Raw genomic sequence first — 23014 nt, 5'->3', positions numbered from 1 at the left:
ATGCCGCGACCAAGCCTACATGGACGTATTTACGGCGTCCCCCTCAACCGGACCCACCCCGCCAACCCACGGAATGCCAGCTTTTGATGTTGCCGTTGCCGTTGCCGTTGCACCGAGCAGGTGCAGGGCGCAGCCCTGCCGGTGCTACGCTACCGCCACCGACAACCACGGAGGCGGGATGGGGGCGATCGTGTTGTTGCCGCTGGGCGTGGACGATGCCGCGCTCGACCGCTGCCTGGCCGCGCTTGATGCCGGCACCGCAGCGGGTACCGCCGTGTGGCTGGCCGATGACGCCCAGGCGGGGCCGCGCGCCCAGGCCGTGGTCGAGCATTGGCTGGCACAGACGCCGCTGCAGGCCGAATACACCCGCCGCGCGCGCCCGCTCGGCGAAGTCGCCCACCTCGATGAAATGCTGCGCGCCTGCGAGGGGCTGGACGTGGCCGTGCTGGCCCCGGACAGCGTGCCTGCGCCGGGCTGGCTGCAGCAGCTGCAGGCCGCCTTCGCCCGCGATGCCGCCATCGCCACCGCCACGCCCTGGTGCAACGCAGGTGAAACCGCCGCGTGGCCGCGGCTGGGCGAGATCAATCCGGAACCGGCCGATCCCGCGCTGCTGGCCCACACCTGTGCATCCCTGCCCAACCTGCACCCGGAACTGCCCTCGGCGGTGACCCATGCGGTGCTGGTGCGCGGCAACGCGCGCCGCCGTGCCGGTGGCCTCGACACCGACAGCTACCTTGGCTGGAACGCCGCGCTGGTCGACCTCAGCCTGCGCATGGCCGGGCTGGGCTGGCGCAATGTGCTGTGCGAGAACGCCTTCGTCAGCCGTGCCGGCGAGGCCGCGAGCCGCGAGGGCGACCTGGAGGCCCTGGCCGCGCGTTGGCCGGGCTGGATGCCGCGGCTGGCCGATTTCCTCATGCACGATCCGCTGCATGCGCTGCGCGATGACCTGCAGCAACGGTTGCGGCAGGCGATAATGCCGCGTGACCAGGGCGACCTGTTCGCCATGCCCACGCCGCCGGAGTCGCCTGCTTGAACCCTGCCATTGCCGCCATCGTCGTCACCTACCAGAGCGGCAGCACCATCGATGCCTGCCTGTCGCGGCTGCGCCAGGCGCAGGACGTGGCCCAGATCCGGGTGGTGGACAACGGTTCGCAGGATGACACGCTGGAAATCGTGCAGCGCCACGCCAGCCACGACCCGCGGGTACGCTTCATCGGCAACCCGGACAACCCCGGCTTTGCCGCCGCCAACAACCAGGGCGTGGCCGATTCCAGCAGCCCGTGGCTGGCATTCATCAATCCCGACCTGCTGGTGGAGGAAGACACCCTGGCGGCGCTGCGCGATCGCGCGCTGGCACTGGGTGATTGCCTGCTGGGCGTGGAGCAGGTGGACGAGCACGGCTTCGCCGACGAAGCCGTGCGCCGGCGCGATCCCGACTTCCTGGCCATGCTGCGTTCGCCTGGCCGCGGCGGGCGGCTGGCGATTCCACGTGACCCGGCGCAGGCGCTGCAGCGGGTGCCGGCACTGTCCGGCGCGCTGCTGCTGATGTCGCGTGCGCTGTTCGACCGCATCGGTGGCTGGGATGCGGGCTACCGCCTGCACGCCGAGGACCTCGACCTGTGCCGCCGCGTACGCGATGCTGGCGGCGTGGTCGCCATCGCCAATGATCTGCGGGTGACCCACGTGCGTGGGGTGTCCAGTCGGTCGCGGCCGTTCTTCGTCGAATGGCACAAGCATCGTGGGCTGTGGCGCTACTTCAGCAAGTTCGAGGCGAAGCAGCGCTCGGCGCCGGTGCGGGTGATGGTGTGGGGCGCGATCTGGGCCCATGCGCTGATGCTGGTGCCGAGGCTCCTGCGCAAGGCGCTCTGATCCCTGTAGCGCCGAGCCCACGCTCGGCTGCTTTCCGTTCCGGGTCCATGACGTCTGACGCAGGAGCAGCCGAGCATCGGCTCGGCTCTACACAGCGGCGCCGCGAATCCGCGATTCACCCGAACGGGCGCATAATTGGCCCATGGCCATCATCCAGTCCCTGCTCGACACCGACCTGTACAAGTTCACCATGATGCAGGCGGTGCTGCACCAGCACCCCGGCGCCCTGGTCCAGTACCGGTTCAAGTGCCGCACCCCCGGTATCGATCTGGCGAGCTACATCGACCAGATCAACGAAGAAATCGACCACCTGTGCAGCCTGCGCTTCACCAGCGAAGAGCTGGACTACATGCGTGGCCTGCGCTTCGTGAAGCCCGACTTCGCCGATTTCCTCGGCCTGTTCCACCTCGATCGCAAATACATCCAGCTGCAGCCGTCCAAGACCGTGCCCGGCGAGATCGATCTGGACATCACCGGTCCGTGGCTGCACACGATCCTGTTCGAAGTGCCGCTGCTGGCGATCATCAACGAGGTGTGGTTCCGCAACACCACCACGGCTGATTTCGCCGAGGGCGAACGCCGCCTGCAGGCCAAGGCCGCGCTGCTGCGCGATACCCCCGGCTTCGAACAGTGCCGCATCGCCGATTACGGCAGCCGCCGGCGCTACTCGCGCGACTGGCATGCGCGCCTGCTGCCGCTGCTGCGTGATGCGCTCGGCCCGCAGCTGGTCGGCACCAGCAACGTGCACTTCGCCCGCCTGTACGGCATGACCCCGCACGGCACCATGGCCCACGAATACCTGCAGGCCTTCCAGGCCCTGGGCCCGCGCCTGCGGGATTCGCAGGTGGCGGCGCTGGAATCGTGGGCCCGCGAGTACCGCGGCGACCTCGGCATCGCGCTGTCCGACGTGGTCGGCCTGGATGCGTTCCTGCGCGATTTCGATATGTACTTCTGCAAGCTGTTCGACGGCGTGCGCCACGACTCGGGCGACCCGTTCGACTGGGGCGACCGCATGCTCGCCCACTTCCAGCAGCGCCGCGTCGATCCGCGCAGCAAGGTGCTGGTCTTCAGCGATGGCCTGGACATCACCAAGGTGATGCGCCTGTACGACTACTTCCGCGGCCGCTGCCAGGTGGCGTTCGGCGTGGGCACGCACCTGACCAACGACCTGGGCCCGACCCCGCTCAACATCGTCATCAAGATGGTCCGCTGCAATGGCCAGCCGGTGGCCAAGTTGAGCGATTCGCCCGGCAAGAGCATGTGCGATGACCCCGGCTACCTCAGCTACCTGCGCCAGGTGTTCGAACTGCCGCCGGAAGTGCCCCAGGGCTGATCGCCCGGGGCCGGTTGCGCGGGGCGGCGACGCTCAGGGGTAGTCGACGCGCACCAGGTAAGCCCCCTGCAGCGGCTGCTGCTTCGGGGCTTCCAGGCGGTAGCTTTCCGAAAACACCAGATCGCCCGCGCGCAGGCTGCGGGCAGCCACGGCCAGCTGCTGGCCCTGGCGCTTGCCGTCGCGCAGCACCGCGCCCTGGCCCTCATCCATCGCCACCAATGCCACCGTCGCGCCCTTGGCCGACAGCGGGCAGCCTTCCAGGCGCAGCTGCTGCTGGTCCACGCGCGCCGAGCACCCCGGATCAACGATGCGACCGCTGAAGCGGATCGTGCCGCCGTCGGCATGTGCCAGCGAACTGACGCCCATCAGGGCCACGCAGAGCAGGATCGAGGTCTTCATGACGTTCTCTGGTTCGGTATGTGTCTGTTAACGACAGCCCGGAACAGTCTTTAAGGGTCAGAGTTTCGATCTGGAAGGCGCGTCACTGAGCAATAGTGATGCGCGTCAAAAATTGCGTTTTTGCCTTGAAAACAGCCTCCTCCTCGCGCTGTGACACGCGCGTAAACCCCCGCTGCGAAGGAGTGTGACGTGCGTTCGATACGCGCCAGCGGCATGGCGGGTAGCACGCCAAATATTTGGCGTCAATGTGCGATGCGACACGTTCATTGCGTGAACTGCATCACATTTGTGATCTATACTGTCGGCTCGGACCCCAAGGATGGCGTCATCGCGGGTCCGGCCACAGGTGAGACGCAAGGATGGGTCTGATGCCCGGCAGTGCTCCTTGCTTCCTCCTCTACGTCCACATTCCTCAGTAGGGTTAGAAAGCAAATGCGCAAGATCAATCTGTTCGCCGTCCTCCTGCTCGCCGCCGCACCGCTGGCCGCCAACGCCGCCGATGGCACGATCACCTTCAAGGGCAAGGTCACCGACGTCACCTGCCAGATCACCACCCCGGCCGGCAAGGACTTCACCGTCAACCTGCCGACCGTGTCGAAGGCTTCGCTGGCCACCGTCGGTGCCACCAACGGCCGCACCCAGTTCGCCATCAACCTGAGCAAGTGCGGCACCAACAGCAACGTCGCCACCTACTTCGAGCCGGGTTCCACCGTTGATTTCGCGACCGGCCGCCTGCTGAACCAGACCCCGACCTCCGCCAATGGCGCAGGCAACGTGCAGGTCCAGCTGCTGGGCAGCAACTTCGACGTGCTGCCGATCAAGGCCGCCAGCTCCGGCCTGGCCCAGACCAACTCGCAGTGGGTGAACACCGGCACCGCCGGCACCGCCGACCTGAACTACTACGCTGAGTACTACGCAACCGGCGCAGCGTCGGCTGGCGAAGTCAGCACCAGCGTCAAGTACACGATCATCTACAACTGATCGTTGCCGCCTGGTCCCTGTCCGGTGCCAGCACCGGGCAGGGGCATTGCCTTCACCCACGGGTAGTTCCTCCGATGAAAGCCTTTCTTTCCCGGACGCTGCTGACGGCCGCGTTCTCACTCGCCCTGTGCCAGACGGCGCTGGCTGGCGTGGTCATCAACGGTACGCGGGTGATCTACCCCGGCCAGGCGCGCGAAGTCACCGTACAGGTGGACAACGTGGGCGATTCGCCGTCCCTGGTCCAGGCCTGGATCGACAGTGGCGATGCCAACCAGACCGCCGACAGCAGCGATGCGCCGTTCGTGCTGACGCCGCCGATCAGCCGCGTCGAGCCGGGCCGCAGCCAGGCGCTGCGCGTGATGTTCACCGGTGCCAAGCTGCCGACCGACCGCGAAACGGTGTTCTGGTTCAACGTGCTGGACGTGCCGCCTTCGCCGGCCCGCACGGGCGATGCCGACCAGAACATGCTGCAGGTGGCATTCCGCTCGCGGCTCAAGCTCTTCTACCGCCCGCAGGGCCTTCCCGGTACCGCCAACGAAGCGCCCGCGCTGCTGCGCTGGAGCCGCTCGGGCGACCGCCTGCGCGTGGAAAACCCGAGTGCGTACCACGTCACCCTGGCCGAAGTGCATGCGTTGGCAGGCACCCGCGACGAGGTGGTCGAGGACAAGGGAAAAATGGCCGCACCCGGCCAGAGCATCGAATTCACCGTGCCTGCAGCGACCACGCAGGTGCGCTTTGTCACCATCAATGATTTTGGCGGGCGCGTAGAGCGCACCGTCGATCTCGCCCGCGGGAACTGATCGAACGGCTGCATGCAGGCAGCGCGCCCCGTCATGGCTGCACCACGGCCGTCGTCAAGGAATGTCAGTGTGATTGGAAACAGATTGACATTGTCGATCCGGCAGGCCGTATGCCTGCTGGCCGCTGGGGCCGCAAGCCCTGGATGGGCTGTGGCCGCGCCTGCAAACCTGGGCGAGCAGGCATTGATGGCGCAGAGCACCGCAGCGACCGCCGCGCCCCCGGAGCAGGCCCAGTTCAATTCCAGTTTCCTGTCCGGCAAGGCCGGCCAGGGCGATCTTGCCGCCTTCGCCAACGGCAATCCGATGGTCGCGGGCAGCTACCGCGTGGATGTGTACGTCAACGGTGCCTGGCAGGGGCGTCGTGACGTCGAGTTCAAGGCCGATGCCCAGGGCAAGGTCGACGCCTGCCTGGGCCTGCCCATGCTGGAGGAATTCGGCGTGGACAGCGAGGCCGTCCTGGCCCAGCAGGACCCTGCCGTGCCCACGGCCGCCGATGCCTGCGTGCCGGTGCAGCAGCGCATGGCCAATGCCTTCGGCACGTTCGACAGTGGCAGCCTGCGCTACGACCTGAGCATCCCGCAGGTGTTCCTGCGCCGCCACGCGCGCGGCTACGTCAACCCTGCGCTGTGGGACCGCGGCATCAACGCCGGCTTCCTCGGCTACACCTTCAATGCCGTCGACAGCCAGACGCGTACCGAAGGCGGTGGCCGCAACCGCACCGCCTATCTGGGCCTGAACTCCGGCATCAACCTGGGCGGCTGGCAGCTGCGGCATGATTCCAACCTGACCTGGAGCGACGGCAACGGGCGCCATTGGCAGAGCATCGCCACCTATGCCCAGCGTGGCATCGCGCAGGTGCGCGGCATGCTGACCGTCGGCGAGGCGTTCACCAGTGGCGAACTCTTTGACTCCATCGCCTACCGTGGTGCCAGCCTGGCCACCGATGACCGCATGCTGCCCGACTCGCTGCGCGGTTACGCGCCGGTCGTGCGCGGCATTGCTGAAACCAACGCGCGGGTGGAAGTGCGGCAGAGCCAGCAGCTGATCTATTCCACCACCGTGTCGCCCGGCAGCTTCGTCATCGACGATCTGTACCCCACCGGCTACGGCGGTGACCTGGAAGTGTCGGTCATCGAAGCCGATGGCCGCCGCCGCACCTTCAGCGTGCCGTTCGGCTCGGTGCCGCAGATGCTGCGCGCGGGTGTCTCGCGCTATGCAGTCACCGCTGGCCAGGTGCGCAACGACCTGCTGCGCGATGATCCGTGGCTGCTGCAGGGCACCTGGCAGCGTGGCATCGACAACCGGGTGACGGTCTACGGTGGCAGTGCGTTGAGCACCGGCTACGTTTCGCTGCTCTACGGTGCGGGCGTGTCGACCCCGGTGGGTGCGTTCGCCGCCGATGTCACCCATGCGCGGACACGCCTGGATACGCTGGGTGAGCGATCCGGCGCCAGCGTGCGCCTGAGCTACAGCAACCTGATCGGCGAGACCAACACCAACCTGACCCTGGCCGCGTACCGCTATTCCACCGGCGGTTTCTACAGCCTCCAGGACGCACTGATGGTGCGTGACGACATCAGCCGCGGCAACGACCCCAGCGTGCGTGGCCGCCAGCGCAGCCAGTTCCAGGTGACCCTCAACCAGCCGCTTGGCCTGCGCGGTGGTTCGCTGTACGTCACCGGTGCGCTGCGCGACTTCTATGACCGCCCGGGCACCAGCAAGCAGTACCAGGTGGGCTACAACAACGCCTGGCGCGCGTTGAACTTCGGCGTGTCCGCCATCCGTACCGAAGAAGGACTCGCCGGCACTGCCGACACCCAGTATCTGCTGTCGATGAGCGTGCCGCTGGGGCAGGGCCGCCGCCAGCCGATGTCGTTCAGCGCCGACGTGGGCGTGCGTGATCGTTCGGGCTATGACTCCAGCCGCATCGGCATCACCGGCTCTGCCGGCAGTGACAACGAACTCAGCTACGGCGTCGCGCTGTCCGACAGCCGCGAGGGTGGCACCACCGGTATCGCCAACGCCGAGTACCGCAGCCGCTATGCAGCGACGAGCGCGTCCTACGGATACTCCAGCGCATTCCGCCAGTTGGCGGTCGGCGCGACGGGCAGCCTGGTGGTGCATGGCGGTGGCGTAACCCTTTCGCCGCAACGCGGTGACACGCTGGTGCTGGTGCAGGCCGCCGGCGCCCGTGACGCCCGCGTGGCCAATGCGCCAGGCCTGCGCATCGATGGTCGTGGCTATGCCGTGGTGCCCTATGTTTCGCCGTACCGCCTCAACACGATCACCCTCGACCCGCAGGGCATGTCGCTGGACGTCGAGCTGGAAGGCAGCAGCCAGTCGATCGCCCCGTACGCCGGTGCGATCAGCCTGCTGCGCTTCGAAACCCGGCAAGGTCGCGCGCTGCTGATCCAGGCGCACGGCGCCGATGGCAGCACGCTGCCCTTCGGTGCACAGGTGAAGGATGCCCAGGGCCAGCCGGTGGGCATGGTCGGGCAGGGTGGCCGCGTGTACGTGCGTACCGCCGATGACAGCGGCCAGCTGCAGGTTGAGTGGGGCGACGACGCGGATGCCCGCTGCACGATCGATTACACGGCGCCCGCCAGCGCCGACGCCGGCCCGGCCGGACTGACTACCGTGGAGGCCCTATGCCGTTGATGTCGTTCCGCCGTGGCACCCTGGTGATGGCGCTGCTGGCTGCGGGTACGGGCCTGTCGGGGCAGGCGCTGGCCGCGTGTTCAATCGATGCGCGAGGCTTCATTGCCCAGGACGTGGAAATGGACATGGGGCAGGTGGTCATCCTGCCAACCACGCCCGTGGGCGGTGTGATCAAGCAGTTGAGCGTGCCGATCATCGCAAGGAACAGCGTGGCCAGCTGTGACTGGTGGGCGGGTGGACGCTCGGTCGGCGTCTACTTCAACGCCGCGCAGCAGCGGCTGTCCCCCGGGTACTCCAATGTCTACCAGACCGGCGTGGAGGGTGTAGGCATCCGCCTGTACCGCGACTCGGGCGCCATCCAGACCTATTACCCGCATCAGATCTCCTACTCTGCCGGATCGACCATCTCGCTGGTCGCGGGCCAGTTCAAGATCGAGCTGATCAAGACTGCCGCGGTGACGGGTTCGGGGATCATCGCGCCCAACGGGCGCTTCACCAATTACTACTTCGACGGTGATGGCGCTGGCCGCCCTGTGCTGACGTCGTCCTTCAAGGGTTCGGGCACCACCGTTGTCAGCCCCACCTGCGAAGTGGATGCGGGCAGCCGCAACATCGTGGTCGATTTCGGCAGCGTGCCCAACGACAGCTTCACCGGCGTTGGCTCGCGTGCCGTGGATCGCGATTTCAACATCAACCTGCGCTGCCAGGGCAGCAACGTGGCGCAGTACCAGAGCACCATCGGCATCCAGCTCGATGCCACGTCGGCCAGCGGCAACCAGCCCGGCACGCTGGCCCTCACCAGTGGCAGCAACAGCGCCACGCGCATCGGCATCCAGATCGTGCGCCGCAATGGCAGCAACGAGCAGACGATCCGCTTCGGCGACAGCCTGATGCTGGGTGATACGGTGACCGGCAGCTCGACGATGTCGCTGCCGCTGCGCGCGCGCTACATCCAGACCCAGGCCGGCACGGTGGGGCCGGGCGAAGCCAACGGCACCGCCACGTTCACCATCACCTACAACTGAGCGCGCCGCCGGGCATGGCCCGTCTGCGGTAGTGCCGGCCGCTGGCCGGCAACCGCGATCTCTTACTCCAACGCGTAACGCAGCACGAACAGCGTCGCCACCAGCCACACCGCCGGGTGCACGTCGCGCCAGCGGCCGGTACCGGCCTTCAATGCGGCATAGGCGATGAAGCCGAACGCCAGGCCGTTGGCAATGGAATAGGTGAACGGCATCGCCAACGCACACAGCGCGGCCGGCACCGATTCGGTCAGGTCGCTCCAGTCCACTTCCACCAGTTCGCGCAGCATCAGGCCGGCCACGAACAGCAGGGCAGGCGAGGTGGCATAGGCGGGCACCATCGCCGCCAGCGGCGAGAACAGCAGTGCGGCCAGGAACAGCGCCGACACCACCAGTGCGGTCAGCCCGGTGCGGCCACCCACCTGCACGCCCGAGGCGCTCTCGGCGAAGGCGGTGGTGCTGCTGGTACCCAGCAGCGAACCGGCCACGATCGCCGTGCTGTCCGCCAGCAGCGCACGGCCGAAGCGCTTCTGCGCACCCGGCAGCTTCAGCAGGCCGGCGCGACCCACCACGCCGTACAGCGTGCCGGTGGCATCGAACACTTCCACCAGCACGAACACCAGCACCACTTGCAGCAGCACCGCGATCGGCGCGCCGCCGTCGTGGTGCAGCAGGCCGGGCAGGTCCAGCTGCAGGAAGGTCGGTGCCAGGCTCGGCGGCAGCGAGACCAGGCCGTGGTACTGCACGTCGCCCAGTGCCCAGCCGGCGCCGGTGACGGCGAGGATGCCGATCAGGATCGCACCGCGCACGCGGCGCGCTTCCAGCACGGCAATCAGCAGGAAGCCGCCCAGCGCCAGCAGCGGCGGTGCGGTATTCAGCGGGCCCAGGGCCACCAGGGTGTCTTCGTTGCCGACGATCACCCCGGATTTCTGCAGCGCGATGATCGCCAGGAACAGGCCGATGCCGGCCACGATGGCCGAGCGCAGCGATGAAGGGATGCCGGCCACCAGCCACGCGCGCACGCCGGTGAGCGACAGCACCAGGAACACCAGCCCGGAAATGAACACCGCGCCCAGTGCCTGCTGCCACGGCAGGCCCGCAGCACCCACCACGGTGAAGGCGAAGAAGGCGTTCAGGCCCATGCCCGGGGCCATGCCCACCGGGAAGTTGGCCGCCAGTGCCATCACCGCCGAGCCCAGTGCCGCAGCCAGGCAGGTGGCCACGAACACCGCGCCGGCATCCATGCCCGTGGTGCCCAGGATTTCCGGGTTGACGAAGACGATGTAGGACATCGTCAGGAAGGTGGTGACACCGGCCAGCAGCTCGGTACGCACGGTGGTGCCGTGCTGCTGCAGCTGGAACAGGCGCTCGAACAGGGACATCGCAGATCTCTCGTGCCTGAGCGCCCTGCCGCCGGGAGGAGCCGCGGGTGCGTCGCCAGGCGGTTAGAAGTGGTAGTTCAACTTCAGCGTAACGCTGCTGTAGTCGGTATGGAAGCTGCGGCGGGCCGCGGCCGGGTAGTTGGGGTCTTCCAGGGTCACCGGGCTGCTGCCCAGGTGGGTACGGCGGTACTCGGCGCCGGCCGAGAGGCGGTCGTTGAAGCGGTACAGCACGCCTGCGACGGCGTGGCTGCCGGTGGAGGTATGCGAGCGCTGGGTTTCGAATTCAGCCACGCGGCAGCCATTGGTGGCTTCCACCAGCGATTTGTCGCAGCCCAGCGAGAATTCCTGCCGGGCGACGGTCACGCCGGCACCGACGTAGGGCAGCCAACGGCCCATCGCGCGGCCCAGCGTCACGTCGAAGGTGCCCGAACGGGTCACCGCGTCCTTGCCGTAGTACGGGCTGTACTGATGATGTTCGCGTTCCTTCCAGTCGCGCTGGATGCTGCCGAAGGACAGTGCGCCTTCCACGCCGACCACGACGTTGTTGTCGAACTGCCAGCGACGGCCGCCCTGCATGCCGCCGGTGAAGCCGCGGATGCTCTTTTCCGATGCGTTGGCATTGCTGCGGTCATTGCTGTGGCCTTCGCCATGTGATGCCTGGGCGCCCAGGTAGAAGCCGTCCCAGTCAGGGGTCGCGGCGGCGGCGGTGCCAGACAGCAGCAGCGCTGCCGAGGTGATGATCAGTGCTTTCATTGGGGTTTCCTACGTTTGGGGGATGGAGCAGGGCGTAGGAAAACCGATGCGGCTGGCACAGAACATACAAATAGTTGCAACGTTGCACGCGGGTTGATTGCGACAGCATTGATCGCAAGCTGCCTAAACGAACGATCGCGCGTTCATGGTGGGTACCGACCGTTGGTCGGTACGCCTTCAGTCACCACCAACGGTGATGACCTACCGAATGAGAAAGGCCGCGCGAGCGCGGCCTTTCCGGTTGCCTTATTTCAGCGCCTTGAAGCGCAGGCGCTTCGGCGCAGCGTCGTCACCCATGCGGCGGCGCTTGTCTTCTTCGTACTCGCGGTAGTTGCCCTGGAAGAACTCCACGTGAGAATCGCCTTCGAACGCCAGGATGTGGGTCGCGATGCGATCCAGGAACCAGCGGTCATGCGAAATGACGAAGGTGTTGCCCGGGAACTCCAGCAGCGCATCTTCCAGCGCACGCAGGGTTTCGATGTCCAGGTCGTTGGACGGTTCGTCGAGCAGCAGCACGTTGCCACCCTGCAGCAGGGTCTTGGCCATGTGCAGGCGGCCACGCTCACCACCGGACAGCGAACCGACCATCTTCTGCTGGTCCTGGCCCTTGAAGTTGAAGCGGCCGATGTAGGCGCGCGACTGGATCTCGATGCCGTTGATGTTGAGGATGTCCAGGCCGCCAGCGATTTCCTGGAAGACGTTGTGGTTGCCTTCCAGCGCGTCGCGGCTCTGGTCCACGTAGGACAGCTTCACGGTCGGGCCGACCACGATCTCGCCGGTGTCCGGCTTTTCCTGGCCGGTGATCATCTTGAACAGGGTCGACTTACCGGCACCGTTCGGGCCGATGATGCCGACGATGGCGCCGGCCGGCACCAGGAAGCTCAGGTTGTCGAACAGCAGGCGGTCGCCGAACTTCTTCGAGACGTTCTTGAACTCCATCACCGCGTTGCCCAGGCGCTCGCCCGGCGGGATGAAGATTTCATTGGTCTCGTTGCGCTTCTGGTAATCGACCGACTGCAGCTCTTCCAGGCGGGCCAGACGGGCCTTGCCCTTGGTGCGGCCGCCCTTGGCGTTCTGGCGCGACCACTCCAGTTCCTTCTGGATCGCCTTCTGGCGGGCCTTTTCCTGGTTGTCTTCCTGCTTCAGGCGCTCATCCTTCTGGGTCAGCCAGTCGGTGTAGTTGCCCTTCCACGGAATGCCGCGGCCGCGGTCCAGTTCCAGGATCCACTCGGCGGCGTTGTCCAGGAAGTAGCGGTCATGGGTGACCGCCACCACGGTGCCGGTGTAGCGCGCCAGGAACTGTTCCAGCCATTCCACCGACTCGGCGTCGAGGTGGTTGGTCGGTTCGTCGAGCAGCAGCATGTCCGGCTTCTGCAGCAGCAGGCGGCACAGCGCCACGCGGCGCTTTTCACCACCGGACAGCTTGCCGACCACGGCATCCCACGGCGGCAGGCGCAGCGCATCGGCGGCCACGTCCAGCTGGTTTTCCAGGGTGTGCGCGTCGCCGGCGGCGAGGATCGCCTCCAGGCGCTCCTGTTCCTTGGCCAGGGCGTCGAAGTCGGCGCCTTCCTCGGCATAGGCCGTGTAGACCGCGTCCAGCGCAGCCTGTGCCTGCAGCACTTCGCCCACGCCTTCCTCGACCGCTTCACGCACGGTCTTGGTCGGGTCCAGCTCCGGTTCCTGCGCCAGGTAGCCGACCTTGATGCCGGCCTGCGGGCGGGCTTCGCCCTCGAAATCGGTGTCCACGCCGGCCATGATCTTCAGCACGGTGGACTTGCCGGCGCCGTTCAGGCCCAGCAGGCCGATCTTCGCGCCCGGGAAGAAGGACAGCGAGATGTCCTTGATGATCTGCCGCTTGGGCGGGACCACCTTGGACACGCGGTTCATGGTGTAGATGTATTGCGAGGACATGAGGTCTCCGTAGGGGCGCGGCCCTGCACCCGTCCGTCAGCGGGAAGATCCCGGACGACAGCGGGCACAGACTGAATGGAATACCCCCAATTATAGCCGGAACCGGTTCCCGGCCGCGCCTGTCGGCGCCCCGCGCGGCTGGCCGAAGGCTGAATACAGAGTGCAATACGTCAACGGGAAGCGTTTCCAGCCGGAAACGGTTCAGATCGCCTGCGCAATATGGACATCACCACCCACCCAGCAGAGGTCTGTCATGCGCATCAACTTCATCGTGGCCGGGGCCATGGCCTCTGTACTGGCCCTGGGCGCCGTCACCCCGGCATTCGCCGACAACGACCACCGTGACCGCCGCGAATGGCGGGAAGACCGCCGCGACGATCGCCGCGAGTACCGCCACGATGTGCGCGAGGCGCGCCGCGACTACGAACGCGACCGCCGCGATGCACGCCGTGACTGGCGCCGCGACCATGACCGTCGCTACTACCATCCGGCGCCGCCGCCGCCGCCGCCGCGCGTGGTCTACCGCCCCGGCTATCGCCCGGGCCCGGGCTACGGCTGGCAGGTCGGCCACCGCTACCGCGATTACTACCGTGGCCCGATCTACGTGGTGAACGACTACCCGCGCTACCACCTGCGTCGCCCGCCGTATGGTCACCACTGGATCCGCGATGACCGCGGCAACATGCTTCTGGTGGCCATCGCCACCGGCGTCATCGCCCAGTACGTGCTCAGCCACTGAGCCGGCGGTCACATCCACGCATGGCGCGGATCTACTGACCTGCCGGGCCAGATCCATACGGGGCCGGATCTCCTCCAGGGGATCCGGCCCCGCGTCCATTCCGGCCCCGGCGGGCCGCCACGGGGCTACAATCAGGGGCTGTGCCATCCCCCCTTTTCCCTGCCTGCCGGAGTAACCGATGTTCCCGCGTGACGTCCGCATCGAAACCTACGATCCCGAACTGGCCAAGGCCATCGCCGCCGAAACCCAGCGTCAGGAAGACCACGTCGAGCTGATCGCCAGCGAGAACTACACCAGCCCGGCCGTGATGGAGGCCCAGGGCAGCCAGCTGACCAACAAGTACGCCGAAGGCTACCCGGGCAAGCGCTACTACGGTGGCTGCGAATACGTGGACATCGCCGAGCAGCTGGCGATCGACCGCCTGAAGCAGCTGTTCGGCGCGGACTACGCCAACGTGCAGCCGCACAGCGGTTCGCAGGCCAACCAGGCCGTGTACTTCGCCCTGCTGCAGCCGGGCGACACCATTCTCGGCATGAGCCTGGCCCACGGCGGCCACCTCACCCACGGTGCCAAGGTGAATGCTTCCGGCAAGCTGTTCAACGCCGTGCAGTACGGTGTGAACGACCAGGGCCTGATCGATTACGACGAAGTCGAGCGCCTGGCCTTGGAGCACAAGCCGAAGATGGTCGTGGCTGGTTTCTCGGCCTACTCGCAGGTGATCGACTGGGCGCGCTTCCGCGCCATCGCCGACAAGGTGGGTGCCTACCTGTTCGTGGACATGGCCCACGTGGCCGGCCTGGTCGCCGCCGGCGTCTACCCGAGCCCGCTGGAACACGCCCACGTGGTCACCTCGACCACCCACAAGACCCTGCGCGGCCCGCGCGGCGGCATCATCGTCGCCAAGGGCGCCGACGAAGACCTGGTCAAGAAGCTGCAGTCGGTGGTGTTCCCGGGCATCCAGGGCGGCCCGCTGATGCACGTCATCGCCGCCAAGGCCGTGGCCTTCAAGGAAGCGCTGGAACCGGGCTTCACCGCCTACCAGCAGCAGGTGGTGAAGAACGCCCAGGCGATGGCCAACACGCTCATCGCGCGCGGCTACAAGATCGTCTCCGGCGGCACCCAGAACCACCTGATGCTGGTGGACATGATCGGCAAGGACGTGTCCGGCAAGGATGCGGAAGCCGCGCTGGGCAAGGCCCACATCACCGTCAACAAGAACTCGGTGCCGAACGACCCGCGTTCGCCGTTCGTGACCTCGGGCCTGCGCCTGGGCACCCCGGCGGTCACCACTCGTGGCTATGTCGAACAGGACTGCGTGGACCTGGCCAACTGGATCGCCGACGTGCTCGACGCCCCGGCCGATGACGCCGTCATTGCCCGCGTGCGCGACGCCGTCAGCGCGCAGTGCCGCAAGTACCCGGTCTACGGCTGACCGGGGAGTGGGGTCGGATCCCTTCCCGCAGGGAAGGGCTCTGACCCCAGCATCGAAGGAGAGCAACGCGCATGGATGAGCGTCTGCACAAGCGCCTGCACCTCGTGCAGGCCCTGCTGTTCGGCCTGCCCGGCGTGCTGCTGGGCGGCACGGTGGCCCTGGTGGGCGTGTACTCCGGCCTGATGCAGGAAACCCGCCTGCTGAGCCGGCTGCTGCTGGTGTGCTGGGGCACCGCCGGGGCGCTGGGCATCGTTGCCTGGTTGCACATCGGCGCCGGTTTCCTGCTGCAGGGCCGGCCTGGCCTGCAGGCGGTGGGCCGGCTGTGGTGGGCGTTGCTGGCGCTGGGCGCGCTGGCCGCGGTGCCCGCCGTCGTGCTGGGGCTGGTGGTCGGCCTGACCGAACGCCTGGAGGGCTTCGGCCTGCTGCTGTTCGGCCCGCCGCTGCTGCTGCCGGCGGCGCATCTGGCGTGGCTGCGCTGGCGGCAACCCCTTGCCGCACAAGGCTGAGCGCCGCCCGGATTTGCTGCAAAAGCGCTTCTCAGGTACCTTTGCGACGCTGCCATGACGATGGCATGACGTTCTTTCCTGAGCCAGGCGTTCCATGTATTGCCCCTTCTGCCAGCATGCCGATACCCGGGTCATCGACTCGCGCGTCTCCGAAGACGGCGCGACGATCCGTCGTCGGCGTGAGTGCGAGGCCTGCAACGAACGCTTCAGCACCCTGGAAACGGTCGAGCTGAAGCTGCCGGCCATCGTCAAGAGTGATGGCACCCGCGAGGCCTTCGACCAGCGCAAGGTGCGCGCCGGCTTCGACCGCGCGCTGCAGAAGCGCGCCGTGCCCGAAGAGAAGATCGAAGCGGCGGTGCGCGCCGTGGTCCACCAGCTGCGCATCAGCGGCGAACGCGAAGTGCCCTCGATCAAGGTCGGCGAGTTCGTGATGAACGAACTGCGCAAGCTCGACCACGTCGGCTACGTGCGCTTCGCCTCGGTCTACCGCAGCTTCGAGGACGTAGCCGATTTCCGCGAGGAGATCGAGAAGCTCGAACGTGAGCTGCCGGCCAGCACCGAACAGCTGCAGCTGCTGGGCGATGTCATCGCCCTGACCAAGAAAAAGAAGGGCTGACGGCCTCCATCCACGCATGGCGTGGATCTACGTTGCCCCGCTTGGTTGGCGCCGTTGCCCGGGTGGGTGCCAACCGTTGGTCGGCACTGATGGCGGCGTTACCATGGCCGCATGACCACCTCGTTCTCCGTCCTCGACCACCTGCACATGGCCAACGCATTGCGTCTGGCCGAGCGTGCGGCCTACACCACCCGCCCCAATCCCATGGTCGGTTGCGTGATCGCCCATGGCGAACGCGTGGTCGGGCAGGGCTGGCACCAGCGTGCTGGCGGCCCGCACGCCGAAGTCTTCGCCCTGCGCGAAGCCGGCAGCGAAGCACGGGGCGCCACCGCCTACGTCACCCTTGAACCGTGCGCGCACTACGGGCGCACGCCGCCGTGTGCGCTGGCATTGATCGACGCGGGTGTATCGCGCGTGGTTGCGGCGCTGCGCGATCCGTTCCCGAAGGTCGATGGCGGTGGCTTCAACCTGCTGCGCGAAGCGGGCATCGAGGTGGCCGAAGGCCTGATGGCCGCGCAGGCGCGTGAACTCAACAAGGGCTTCCTGTCCCGCGTGGAGCGCAACCGCCCGTGGCTGCGGGTGAAGCTGGCCGCCAGCCTGGACGGTCGCACGGCGATGGCCGATGGCAGCTCGAAGTGGATCACCAGCGCCGCCGCACGCGAAGACGTGCAGCACTGGCGCGCGCGTGCCGGCGCGATCCTGACCGGCGCCGATACGGTGCTGGCCGACGATCCGATGCTGACCGTGCGCCTGGCCGATACCGAGGTGATGCCACCGCTGCGCGTCGTGCTCGATTCGCGCCTGCGTTCGCTGGAATGCAGCCGCGTGCGCGAGGGTGGGGCGCCGACGTTGTATGTGCACGATGCCGCGGTGAGCGCACCGGATGCGGCCGACGCCGAATTCGCCAGCGTGCCGAGCGTGGATGGCCGCCTGGATCTGGTGGCGGTGCTGGCGTTGCTGGCCGAGCGTGGCATCAACGAAGTGCACACCGAAGCCGGTGCCACCCTGGCCGGTGCGCTGCTGCGCGGCGGCTGGGTCGATGAGCTGTTGCTGTACCAGGCACCGACGCTGCTGGGTGATACCGGCCGCCCGCTGCTGGCCGGCTTGGGCATCGAGGCGATGGACCAGCAGCGACGCCTGCGCGTGGTCGACCAGCGCCAGGTGGGCGACGACCTGCGGTTGCTGCTGCGCGCTTGACGCGGTGAAAGCCATCCATGCATGGCGTGGATCTACCGTGGCGCTGTCATGCGTCGTCTTCTTCGGGCAGCGCGCTCTCGCACAGCGCCTGCGCATCGGGCGCCTCCTCGCCGGCGTCCCAGACGTCCAGCGGCATCATTCCCATCAGTACGGTGCGGGACAGCTGTTGCGCGCGCACGGCGTCGGAGGCTTCATGGTTTCCCAGATACCAGCCCGTTACCGGTGTGCAGTGCGTGCCGTCGGGGGCATCGCGCAGCAGGGTGGCCCAGCGGCGGAACAGCGCATCGCTCTGTGCCTGGGCATCGGGTTGTGTCGTGTTGCGAAGCGCCAGATAGGCCTCGCGCAGGGGGGATATGTCCGGGTAGGTGCACGCCAGCGCGAACATGCCGATTTCCGGTGAACCCAGGGGCAGAAAAGTTCTGGCTTCGCAGCGAATCAGGGCCAGCCGAGCGCGCAGTGCCTGGGCAAACGCGCGCCCGATGGCAGGGGAGGGCGCGGGAAAAGCCTGCCTTCCCAGCCACGCAGGCACATCATCAATGACGGGCTGCCAATCGATGCGCTCGCTGGGCACCCAGCCGGGGCCCAATGCCTCAAGCGATGCCTTCGCTGAAGCATCACCCTGCAGGTAGACGCGGGCCTGCAGCGTGTAGGCCTCTTCCGGCGATGGCGATGAACTGGCCGCGCTTGCCGATGATGCCAGCAGCAGGAGCAGTGCCAGGGCGCACGCACGCGGTGGCAGGGCATGGAGGGGCTTCAACATGGAGGTGTGGCGAGGAGAAGATCGCGAAGCATCGCCAATGCCGTCCTCGGCTGTCCATGCAATCTGTCCGAATTGTGCTGGCTGGAAGGCCGCGCGCCTCGCGCGCGCCCCGCCCTTACCGCCTTACATGCACTCGTCGGTCCACATCATCTGTGCGATCGGGCGCAGGGCCTTGCACTCCTGCGTCATTTCATCGGCCGACTGCACCTGCGCCTTGGCCTTCAGTTCTTCGGCCATCGCGTCCACGCCACTGATCTGGTCCGGGGCGATCTTCGCCACGCAGCTGCGGTGCTGCTGCAGCAGCAGGTCGCAGCTGGGCACGCCGGTCACCTTCGGTGCGCTGGCGGCTTGGGCATCTTCCATCCACAGCTGGAACGGCGCGAGAGCTTCCAGCACCGGGGTGACCAGCTCATCGAAGCTGCCACTGAACCAGTACGCCTGCTCTGCGCCGGAGTACAGCTTCTGGCTGCCCGTCACCGTGCGCTGCGTGCCGCTCTTCAGTGCCTGCGTGTAGGCATCGATGAAGCGGCTGCGGGCGGCAGGGTCGTCACTGGTCATGCTGGCGGCGAACAGCGGGCGCACGCTTTCCAGATCCACCACCTTGCAGCTGAAATCGACCGAGGCGATCTTCTGGCCGTCCACGTACTCGTTGTCTTCGATGGTGCTGCCGGTGGCGCGGCAGGTCGATGCCTTCAGCACCTTTGCATACAGCGCTTCGGTCGCGGCGGCATCGGGCGTGCCGCCGGTACTGGCCTGCAGCGCCATCCACGGTTCGGCCAGGGCCTTGGCCAGTGCGCCCGGCGTGGGCGTCACCGCGTCCTTGCCGTCGTGGGCGCTGCGCAGGGCATCATTGAGCGTGCGCGCGGCAGCGGCATCGTCTTCAATCAGCACGCGTGCGTACAGGTCCAGCGATTGTTCGGGCGTCAGCGCCGGCGCGGCGGTGGCAAACGCAGGGGCGCACAGCAGGGCGCTGGTGAGCAGGGTGCGCAGGGGAGTCTTCATGACGGTGTTCCGTTTCCAGTGGGGTCGTGCAGAGGCGCGAAAGACTAGCGCATCTGCACGCAGATGCGATGGCAGGGTCGTGCACGCCATGCCGCCACGCGGCTACTTTTCCAGCAATGTGTCGGCCAGCGCTTCCGGAAAGATCGAGAGCAGCACCGGGGCAAGGAATCGGATCGTGTCGCCGTCGGGGAAGTAGCCCGTCCCGGCACTTCCTTCCAGCAGCGCGGTGCCGGTGATCGTCTGCTGCTCCGCCATGCGCAGCTCCGAGGCGATCAGATACGCAGCAAACACCTCGTCGTCCTGCAGTTTCTGCTGGATGGCCGGGTCGGCCAGCAGGCCGCTTCCGGTATTCCACACCGGGACCTGGCAGGTGAACGTGACCTGCGCCCGCCCGGCCGGTGCAGCTTCGGCAATGGTCTGCCCGGGCACGGCCCGGCAGTGGCTGCTGGCGTACGTTCTGTCGATCTGGGTCACCACCGCCTCGGCCAGTACGGCGGGGACGACGTCATCTTCCCACTGGTCGAATACCTGTTCGCGCGTGTCCTGCAGGAGGCGTGGCAGGCGCAGGAGGGCAGTCGCATTCCACAGGGCGTCGGCGGGCAGTGCGCGGGTCAACGCTTCAGCGGCGCGGGCATCACCTTCCAGCAGAGCCTGCGCGTACAGGTCAAAGGCCTGTTCGGGGCTCAGCTTATCCGAAGCGGTTGCCTGCGCGGCGAAGGGCAGGCACAGCAGCAGGGGGAGGCGGTAGGCCAGCATCGTCCATCCAGAAGGGGAAAGGACAGCAGCCTGCGGCAGCAGCCCGCAGGACGCCATGCAATCTGTCTGAAAAGACAGTCGCAAAAAAAACGGGCCCCTTGCGGGGCCCGTTCGATTACACGACGAGGATCGAGCAATCAGAAGCTGGCGCGCACGCCGGCCGAGAACTGGGTGACGTCGCGGTAGCCGGAGATCTCGCCCACCAGACCCCAGGTCTTGGTGAAGTTGATCTGGCCACCGAGGGTGCCGACCCAGGTGCCTTCAAAGTTGTTGCCGCCATCCATGTAACCGGCCTTGATCCAGGCTTCGGTCATGGCCGAGGGCTTGCCACGCAGGCCCATGGTGGCGCGCACGAGGTTCGTGTGGTCCTTGTTGCGCAGGCGGACGTTGTAGATGTCCGAATCCACGGTGATCTCCGCCTGCTGGCGGACCCATGCGATGTCGGCGGTGTAGTCCACGCGCTCGCTGAAGGGCATGTGGTAACCGATGCCCAGCTCCGGCTGGTTCAGTTCCAGCTTGGCGTGGCCGTAGTCATAGTTGTACGACTTGCTGGCGTAGTTCCAGGCGCCGAACACATGCACCTGTTCGGCCAGGGCGAACGAACCACGCACGTAGCCACCGTCCAGCTTGGGGTCGTCAAGAAGGTCATCGTCGGTCTGGAACTGGGTCCAGCCACCTTCCACATAGGTGTAGCTGAGGCCGTCGGCCGAGGCCGAGAACGGGGCGGCGGCCAGCAGTGCGGCCACGATCAGGATCTTGCGCATGGGTTTCCTGTGAATTGCAGTCCATTGGCGGGCCACCCTGTTGGCGGTCCGTGGCGACCTCATGTCGTCCGAGGCTTGAGTTTAATGAAAGTTTTACGAATTGCGAGCGACGGACGTCACAGGTGGCGGCAGGCGTCCGACCCCGTTCAGCCCAGGCTGGTACACTGGGCGGGCCGGTTCGCCGGTACACAAACGTCTTCAGGGCGGGGTGCGATTCCCCACCGGCGGTAGGTGCGCAAGCACGAGCCCGCGAGCGCCCCGGCCCACGGCCGGGGGTCAGCAGATCCGGTCCAATGCCGGAGCCGACGGTCATAGTCCGGATGAAAGAAGACGGTGCCACAGGGCCTTTGCGGCCCTGCGCCCGCCTGTTTGCCTTGCGGCGTTTTTCGCTCACTTTCCGCGGAGAACGTTTCTTGTTTACTGGAATCATCGAAGGCGTCGGCCGTCTGGCCGCTCGCGAATCCATCGGCGGCGATGTCCGCTTCACCTTCAACGTCGGGAATCTGCCGTTCGACCACGTGCAGATGGGCGAGAGCATCGCCATCAACGGCGTCTGCCTCACCGTCATCGCATACGACGCCGGCAGCTTCCAGGCCGACGCGTCCACCGAGACCCTGGGCCTTACCACGCTGGGCCAGCTGGGTGAGGGCGCGGTCATCAACCTCGAACGCGCCATGCGCCCGACCGACCGCCTCGGCGGCCACCTGGTCAGCGGCCACGTCGATGGCCTCGGCCAGGTCCTGTCCATCCACGAAGATGCACGTGCCCAGCGTTGGCGTTTCGCCGCGCCGGCCGCGTTGCGCCGCTACATCGCCAAGAAGGGCTCGATCTGCGTGGACGGCGTCAGCCTCACCGTCAACGAAGTGGACGAGGAGGGCTTTGAAGTCGCCCTCATCCCGCACACCGTGGCCAACACCGCCTTCTCCGCCACCGGCGTGGGCAGCGCGGTGAACCTGGAAATCGACCTGGTCGCCCGTTACGTTGAACGCCTGTTGGGCGAAGGAGCACGCGCATGAATTTCGCCCCGATCCCGGACATCCTGGAAGACATCCGCCAGGGCCGCATGGTCGTCATCGTCGATGACGAAGACCGCGAGAACGAAGGCGACCTGATCATGGCCGCCGAGCTGGTCAAGCCGTCGGACATCAACTTCATGGTCACCCATGGCCGTGGCCTGGTGTGCCTGCCGCTGACCCGCACCCGCGCCGCCGACCTCGGCCTGGCGCCGATGGTGCAGGCCAATACCGCGCAGTTCCAGACCAATTTCACCGTCAGCATCGAGGCGGCCGAAGGCGTGACCACGGGCATTTCCGCCCATGACCGCGCCCACACCATCCGTACCGCGGTGAAGCCGAACGCCAAACCGGCCGACCTGCACCAGCCGGGCCACATCTTCCCGCTGATCGCCCAGCCGGGTGGCGTGCTGACCCGTGCCGGCCACACCGAAGCCGGCGTGGACCTGGCCATGCTGGCCGGGCTGGAACCGGCCGGCGTGCTGGTGGAGATCCTCAACCCGGACGGCAGCATGGCGCGCCGCCCGGAACTGGAAGTGTTCGCCCGCGAGCACGGCCTGAAGATGGGTTCCATCGCCGACCTCATCGCCTACCGCCTGGCCACCGAAAAGACCGTCGAGCGCGTGGACGAGCGCGGGATCGACACTGAATTCGGCCCGTTCAAGCTGGTCACCTACCGCGACCGCATCGCCCACGACCTGCATTTCGCCCTGGTGCGTGGCACCCCGGCGGCCGACACCCCGACCCTGGTGCGCGTGCAGGTGGAAAACCCGTTGGCCGACCTGCTGCACTGGCGCCGCGATGATTTCGGCGTGGCCGCCACCGATGCCCTGCGCGCGATTGCCGCCGAAGGGGCGGGCGTGATGGTGGTGCTGTCGGCCCCGCGCGACGGCGAAGCCCTGCTGGCCCGCCTGCGCCAGCAGCCGGCGCCGGTGGTGCCGGGCAAGGACAAGGACGTGGGCCAGTGGCGCCGCAACGGTGCCGGCTCGCAGATCCTGTCCGACCTGGGCCTGGGCAAGCTGCGCGTGCTGGGTACCCCCCGCCGCCAGGTGGGCCTGGCCGGCTACGGCCTGGAAGTGGTGGAGACGGTCACCCTGTAAGCCAGCTTGGCGTGGGGGGCC

22 protein-coding genes and 1 riboswitch are annotated in these 23014 nt (G+C 67.1%); of the genes, 14 read left to right on the top strand and 8 right to left on the bottom strand.

Going from position 1 to position 23014, the window contains the following annotated elements; translation table 11 throughout:
- Window positions 1-178: 178 nt before the first annotated feature.
- The 3 genes from AC3WL7_RS08615 (at window position 179) to pncB (ending at window position 3202) form a co-directional block, all read left to right on the top strand.
- Window positions 179-1033, top strand: coding sequence for a glycosyltransferase family 2 protein (locus tag AC3WL7_RS08615; protein ID WP_079220594.1), 855 nt, complete (start codon window positions 179-181; stop codon window positions 1031-1033).
- Window positions 1030-1869, top strand: a complete 840-nt coding sequence (locus AC3WL7_RS08610) for a glycosyltransferase family 2 protein (protein ID WP_108758764.1) — start codon at window positions 1030-1032, stop codon at window positions 1867-1869. Before AC3WL7_RS08615 ends, AC3WL7_RS08610 begins: the two co-directional genes overlap by 4 nt.
- A gap of 142 nt (window positions 1870-2011) precedes the next feature.
- Complete coding sequence (gene pncB, locus AC3WL7_RS08605) at window positions 2012-3202, top strand: nicotinate phosphoribosyltransferase (protein WP_079220596.1); 1191 nt, start codon at window positions 2012-2014, stop codon at window positions 3200-3202.
- Window positions 3203-3235: 33 nt separating this feature from the next.
- Here pncB and AC3WL7_RS08600 read toward each other — a convergent pair whose 3' ends face one another.
- Window positions 3236-3601: a type 1 fimbrial protein gene (locus AC3WL7_RS08600; protein WP_108758766.1), complete on the bottom strand. Its 366-nt coding sequence runs from the start codon at window positions 3599-3601 to the stop codon at window positions 3236-3238.
- A gap of 432 nt (window positions 3602-4033) precedes the next feature.
- Here AC3WL7_RS08600 and AC3WL7_RS08595 point away from each other — a divergent pair, with 432 nt between their 5' ends.
- From AC3WL7_RS08595 to AC3WL7_RS08580, 4 genes are all read left to right on the top strand, one after another.
- Window positions 4034-4582 carry a fimbrial protein gene (locus AC3WL7_RS08595; protein WP_079220598.1) on the top strand — a complete coding sequence of 183 codons (549 nt, stop codon included), beginning with the start codon at window positions 4034-4036 and terminating at the stop codon, window positions 4580-4582.
- A gap of 74 nt (window positions 4583-4656) precedes the next feature.
- Window positions 4657-5382 carry a fimbrial biogenesis chaperone gene (locus tag AC3WL7_RS08590; RefSeq protein ID WP_108745945.1) on the top strand — a complete coding sequence of 242 codons (726 nt, stop codon included), beginning with the start codon at window positions 4657-4659 and terminating at the stop codon, window positions 5380-5382.
- 150 nt (window positions 5383-5532) lie between these two features.
- Window positions 5533-8040, top strand: a complete 2508-nt coding sequence (locus tag AC3WL7_RS08585; protein ID WP_492749990.1) for a fimbria/pilus outer membrane usher protein — start codon at window positions 5533-5535, stop codon at window positions 8038-8040.
- Window positions 8031-9065, top strand: a complete 1035-nt coding sequence (locus tag AC3WL7_RS08580) for a fimbrial protein (protein ID WP_492749989.1) — start codon at window positions 8031-8033, stop codon at window positions 9063-9065. The genes AC3WL7_RS08585 and AC3WL7_RS08580 overlap by 10 nt, the downstream gene beginning before the upstream one ends.
- A gap of 62 nt (window positions 9066-9127) precedes the next feature.
- Here the strand turns inward: AC3WL7_RS08580 and AC3WL7_RS08575 are convergent, their stop codons facing one another.
- The 3 genes from AC3WL7_RS08575 to ettA form a co-directional block, all read right to left on the bottom strand.
- A complete protein-coding gene (locus AC3WL7_RS08575) occupies window positions 9128-10444 on the bottom strand; it encodes an NCS2 family permease (RefSeq protein WP_492749988.1) in 1317 nt (438 codons plus the stop codon).
- A gap of 63 nt (window positions 10445-10507) precedes the next feature.
- Entirely contained in the window at window positions 10508-11197 is a 690-nt protein-coding gene (locus tag AC3WL7_RS08570; RefSeq protein ID WP_108758771.1) for an outer membrane protein, read from the bottom strand.
- Window positions 11198-11443: 246 nt separating this feature from the next.
- Window positions 11444-13108 carry an energy-dependent translational throttle protein EttA gene (gene ettA, locus AC3WL7_RS08565; protein ID WP_079220603.1) on the bottom strand — a complete coding sequence of 555 codons (1665 nt, stop codon included), beginning with the start codon at window positions 13106-13108 and terminating at the stop codon, window positions 11444-11446.
- 253 nt (window positions 13109-13361) lie between these two features.
- Between ettA and AC3WL7_RS08560 the strand changes: the two genes are divergently transcribed.
- The 5 genes from AC3WL7_RS08560 (at window position 13362) to ribD (ending at window position 17598) form a co-directional block, all read left to right on the top strand.
- The gene (locus AC3WL7_RS08560; protein ID WP_492749987.1) at window positions 13362-13847 is read left to right on the top strand and encodes an RcnB family protein; all 486 of its coding nucleotides are present in this window, start codon (window positions 13362-13364) and stop codon (window positions 13845-13847) included.
- A gap of 178 nt (window positions 13848-14025) precedes the next feature.
- Window positions 14026-15279: a serine hydroxymethyltransferase gene (glyA, locus tag AC3WL7_RS08555; protein WP_079220605.1), complete on the top strand. Its 1254-nt coding sequence runs from the start codon at window positions 14026-14028 to the stop codon at window positions 15277-15279.
- A gap of 71 nt (window positions 15280-15350) precedes the next feature.
- Complete coding sequence (locus AC3WL7_RS08550) at window positions 15351-15785, top strand: hypothetical protein (protein ID WP_492749986.1); 435 nt, start codon at window positions 15351-15353, stop codon at window positions 15783-15785.
- Window positions 15786-15879: 94 nt separating this feature from the next.
- Window positions 15880-16401: a transcriptional regulator NrdR gene (gene nrdR / locus AC3WL7_RS08545; RefSeq protein ID WP_079220607.1), complete on the top strand. Its 522-nt coding sequence runs from the start codon at window positions 15880-15882 to the stop codon at window positions 16399-16401.
- 111 nt (window positions 16402-16512) lie between these two features.
- On the top strand, window positions 16513-17598 hold the full coding sequence (gene ribD / locus AC3WL7_RS08540) for a bifunctional diaminohydroxyphosphoribosylaminopyrimidine deaminase/5-amino-6-(5-phosphoribosylamino)uracil reductase RibD (protein WP_492749985.1): 1086 nt from the start codon (window positions 16513-16515) through the stop codon (window positions 17596-17598).
- Between the two features lie 46 nt (window positions 17599-17644).
- Here the strand turns inward: ribD and AC3WL7_RS08535 are convergent, their stop codons facing one another.
- The 4 genes from AC3WL7_RS08535 to AC3WL7_RS08520 all read right to left on the bottom strand — a co-directional run bounded on the left by AC3WL7_RS08535 (window position 17645) and on the right by AC3WL7_RS08520 (window position 20880).
- Window positions 17645-18169: a hypothetical protein gene (locus AC3WL7_RS08535; RefSeq protein ID WP_492749984.1), complete on the bottom strand. Its 525-nt coding sequence runs from the start codon at window positions 18167-18169 to the stop codon at window positions 17645-17647.
- A gap of 312 nt (window positions 18170-18481) precedes the next feature.
- Window positions 18482-19360 (bottom strand): hypothetical protein, encoded by an 879-nt coding sequence (locus tag AC3WL7_RS08530; RefSeq protein ID WP_492749983.1) that lies wholly within the window; start codon window positions 19358-19360, stop codon window positions 18482-18484.
- A 102-nt stretch (window positions 19361-19462) separates the two neighbouring features.
- The gene (locus tag AC3WL7_RS08525; protein ID WP_492749982.1) at window positions 19463-20116 is read right to left on the bottom strand and encodes a hypothetical protein; all 654 of its coding nucleotides are present in this window, start codon (window positions 20114-20116) and stop codon (window positions 19463-19465) included.
- Between the two features lie 137 nt (window positions 20117-20253).
- Window positions 20254-20880 carry a hypothetical protein gene (locus tag AC3WL7_RS08520; RefSeq protein ID WP_313140432.1) on the bottom strand — a complete coding sequence of 209 codons (627 nt, stop codon included), beginning with the start codon at window positions 20878-20880 and terminating at the stop codon, window positions 20254-20256.
- A gap of 190 nt (window positions 20881-21070) precedes the next feature.
- Window positions 21071-21216, top strand: a riboswitch (FMN riboswitch).
- Between the two features lie 77 nt (window positions 21217-21293).
- On the opposite strand from AC3WL7_RS08520, the gene AC3WL7_RS08515 reads away from it, so the two are divergent.
- Together AC3WL7_RS08515 and ribB are read left to right on the top strand one after the other, a co-directional pair.
- Window positions 21294-21896, top strand: a complete 603-nt coding sequence (locus tag AC3WL7_RS08515; protein ID WP_492749981.1) for a riboflavin synthase — start codon at window positions 21294-21296, stop codon at window positions 21894-21896.
- Window positions 21893-22993, top strand: coding sequence for a 3,4-dihydroxy-2-butanone-4-phosphate synthase (ribB, locus tag AC3WL7_RS08510; protein WP_492749980.1), 1101 nt, complete (start codon window positions 21893-21895; stop codon window positions 22991-22993). The genes AC3WL7_RS08515 and ribB overlap by 4 nt, the downstream gene beginning before the upstream one ends.
- Window positions 22994-23014: the final 21 nt, after the last annotated feature.

It is taken from the genome of Stenotrophomonas sp. FW305-3-2-15-E-LB1, assembly GCF_058787375.1.
Note: the sequence above shows the minus strand (reverse complement) of the source record. Positions and strands in the feature narration are given on the sequence as shown.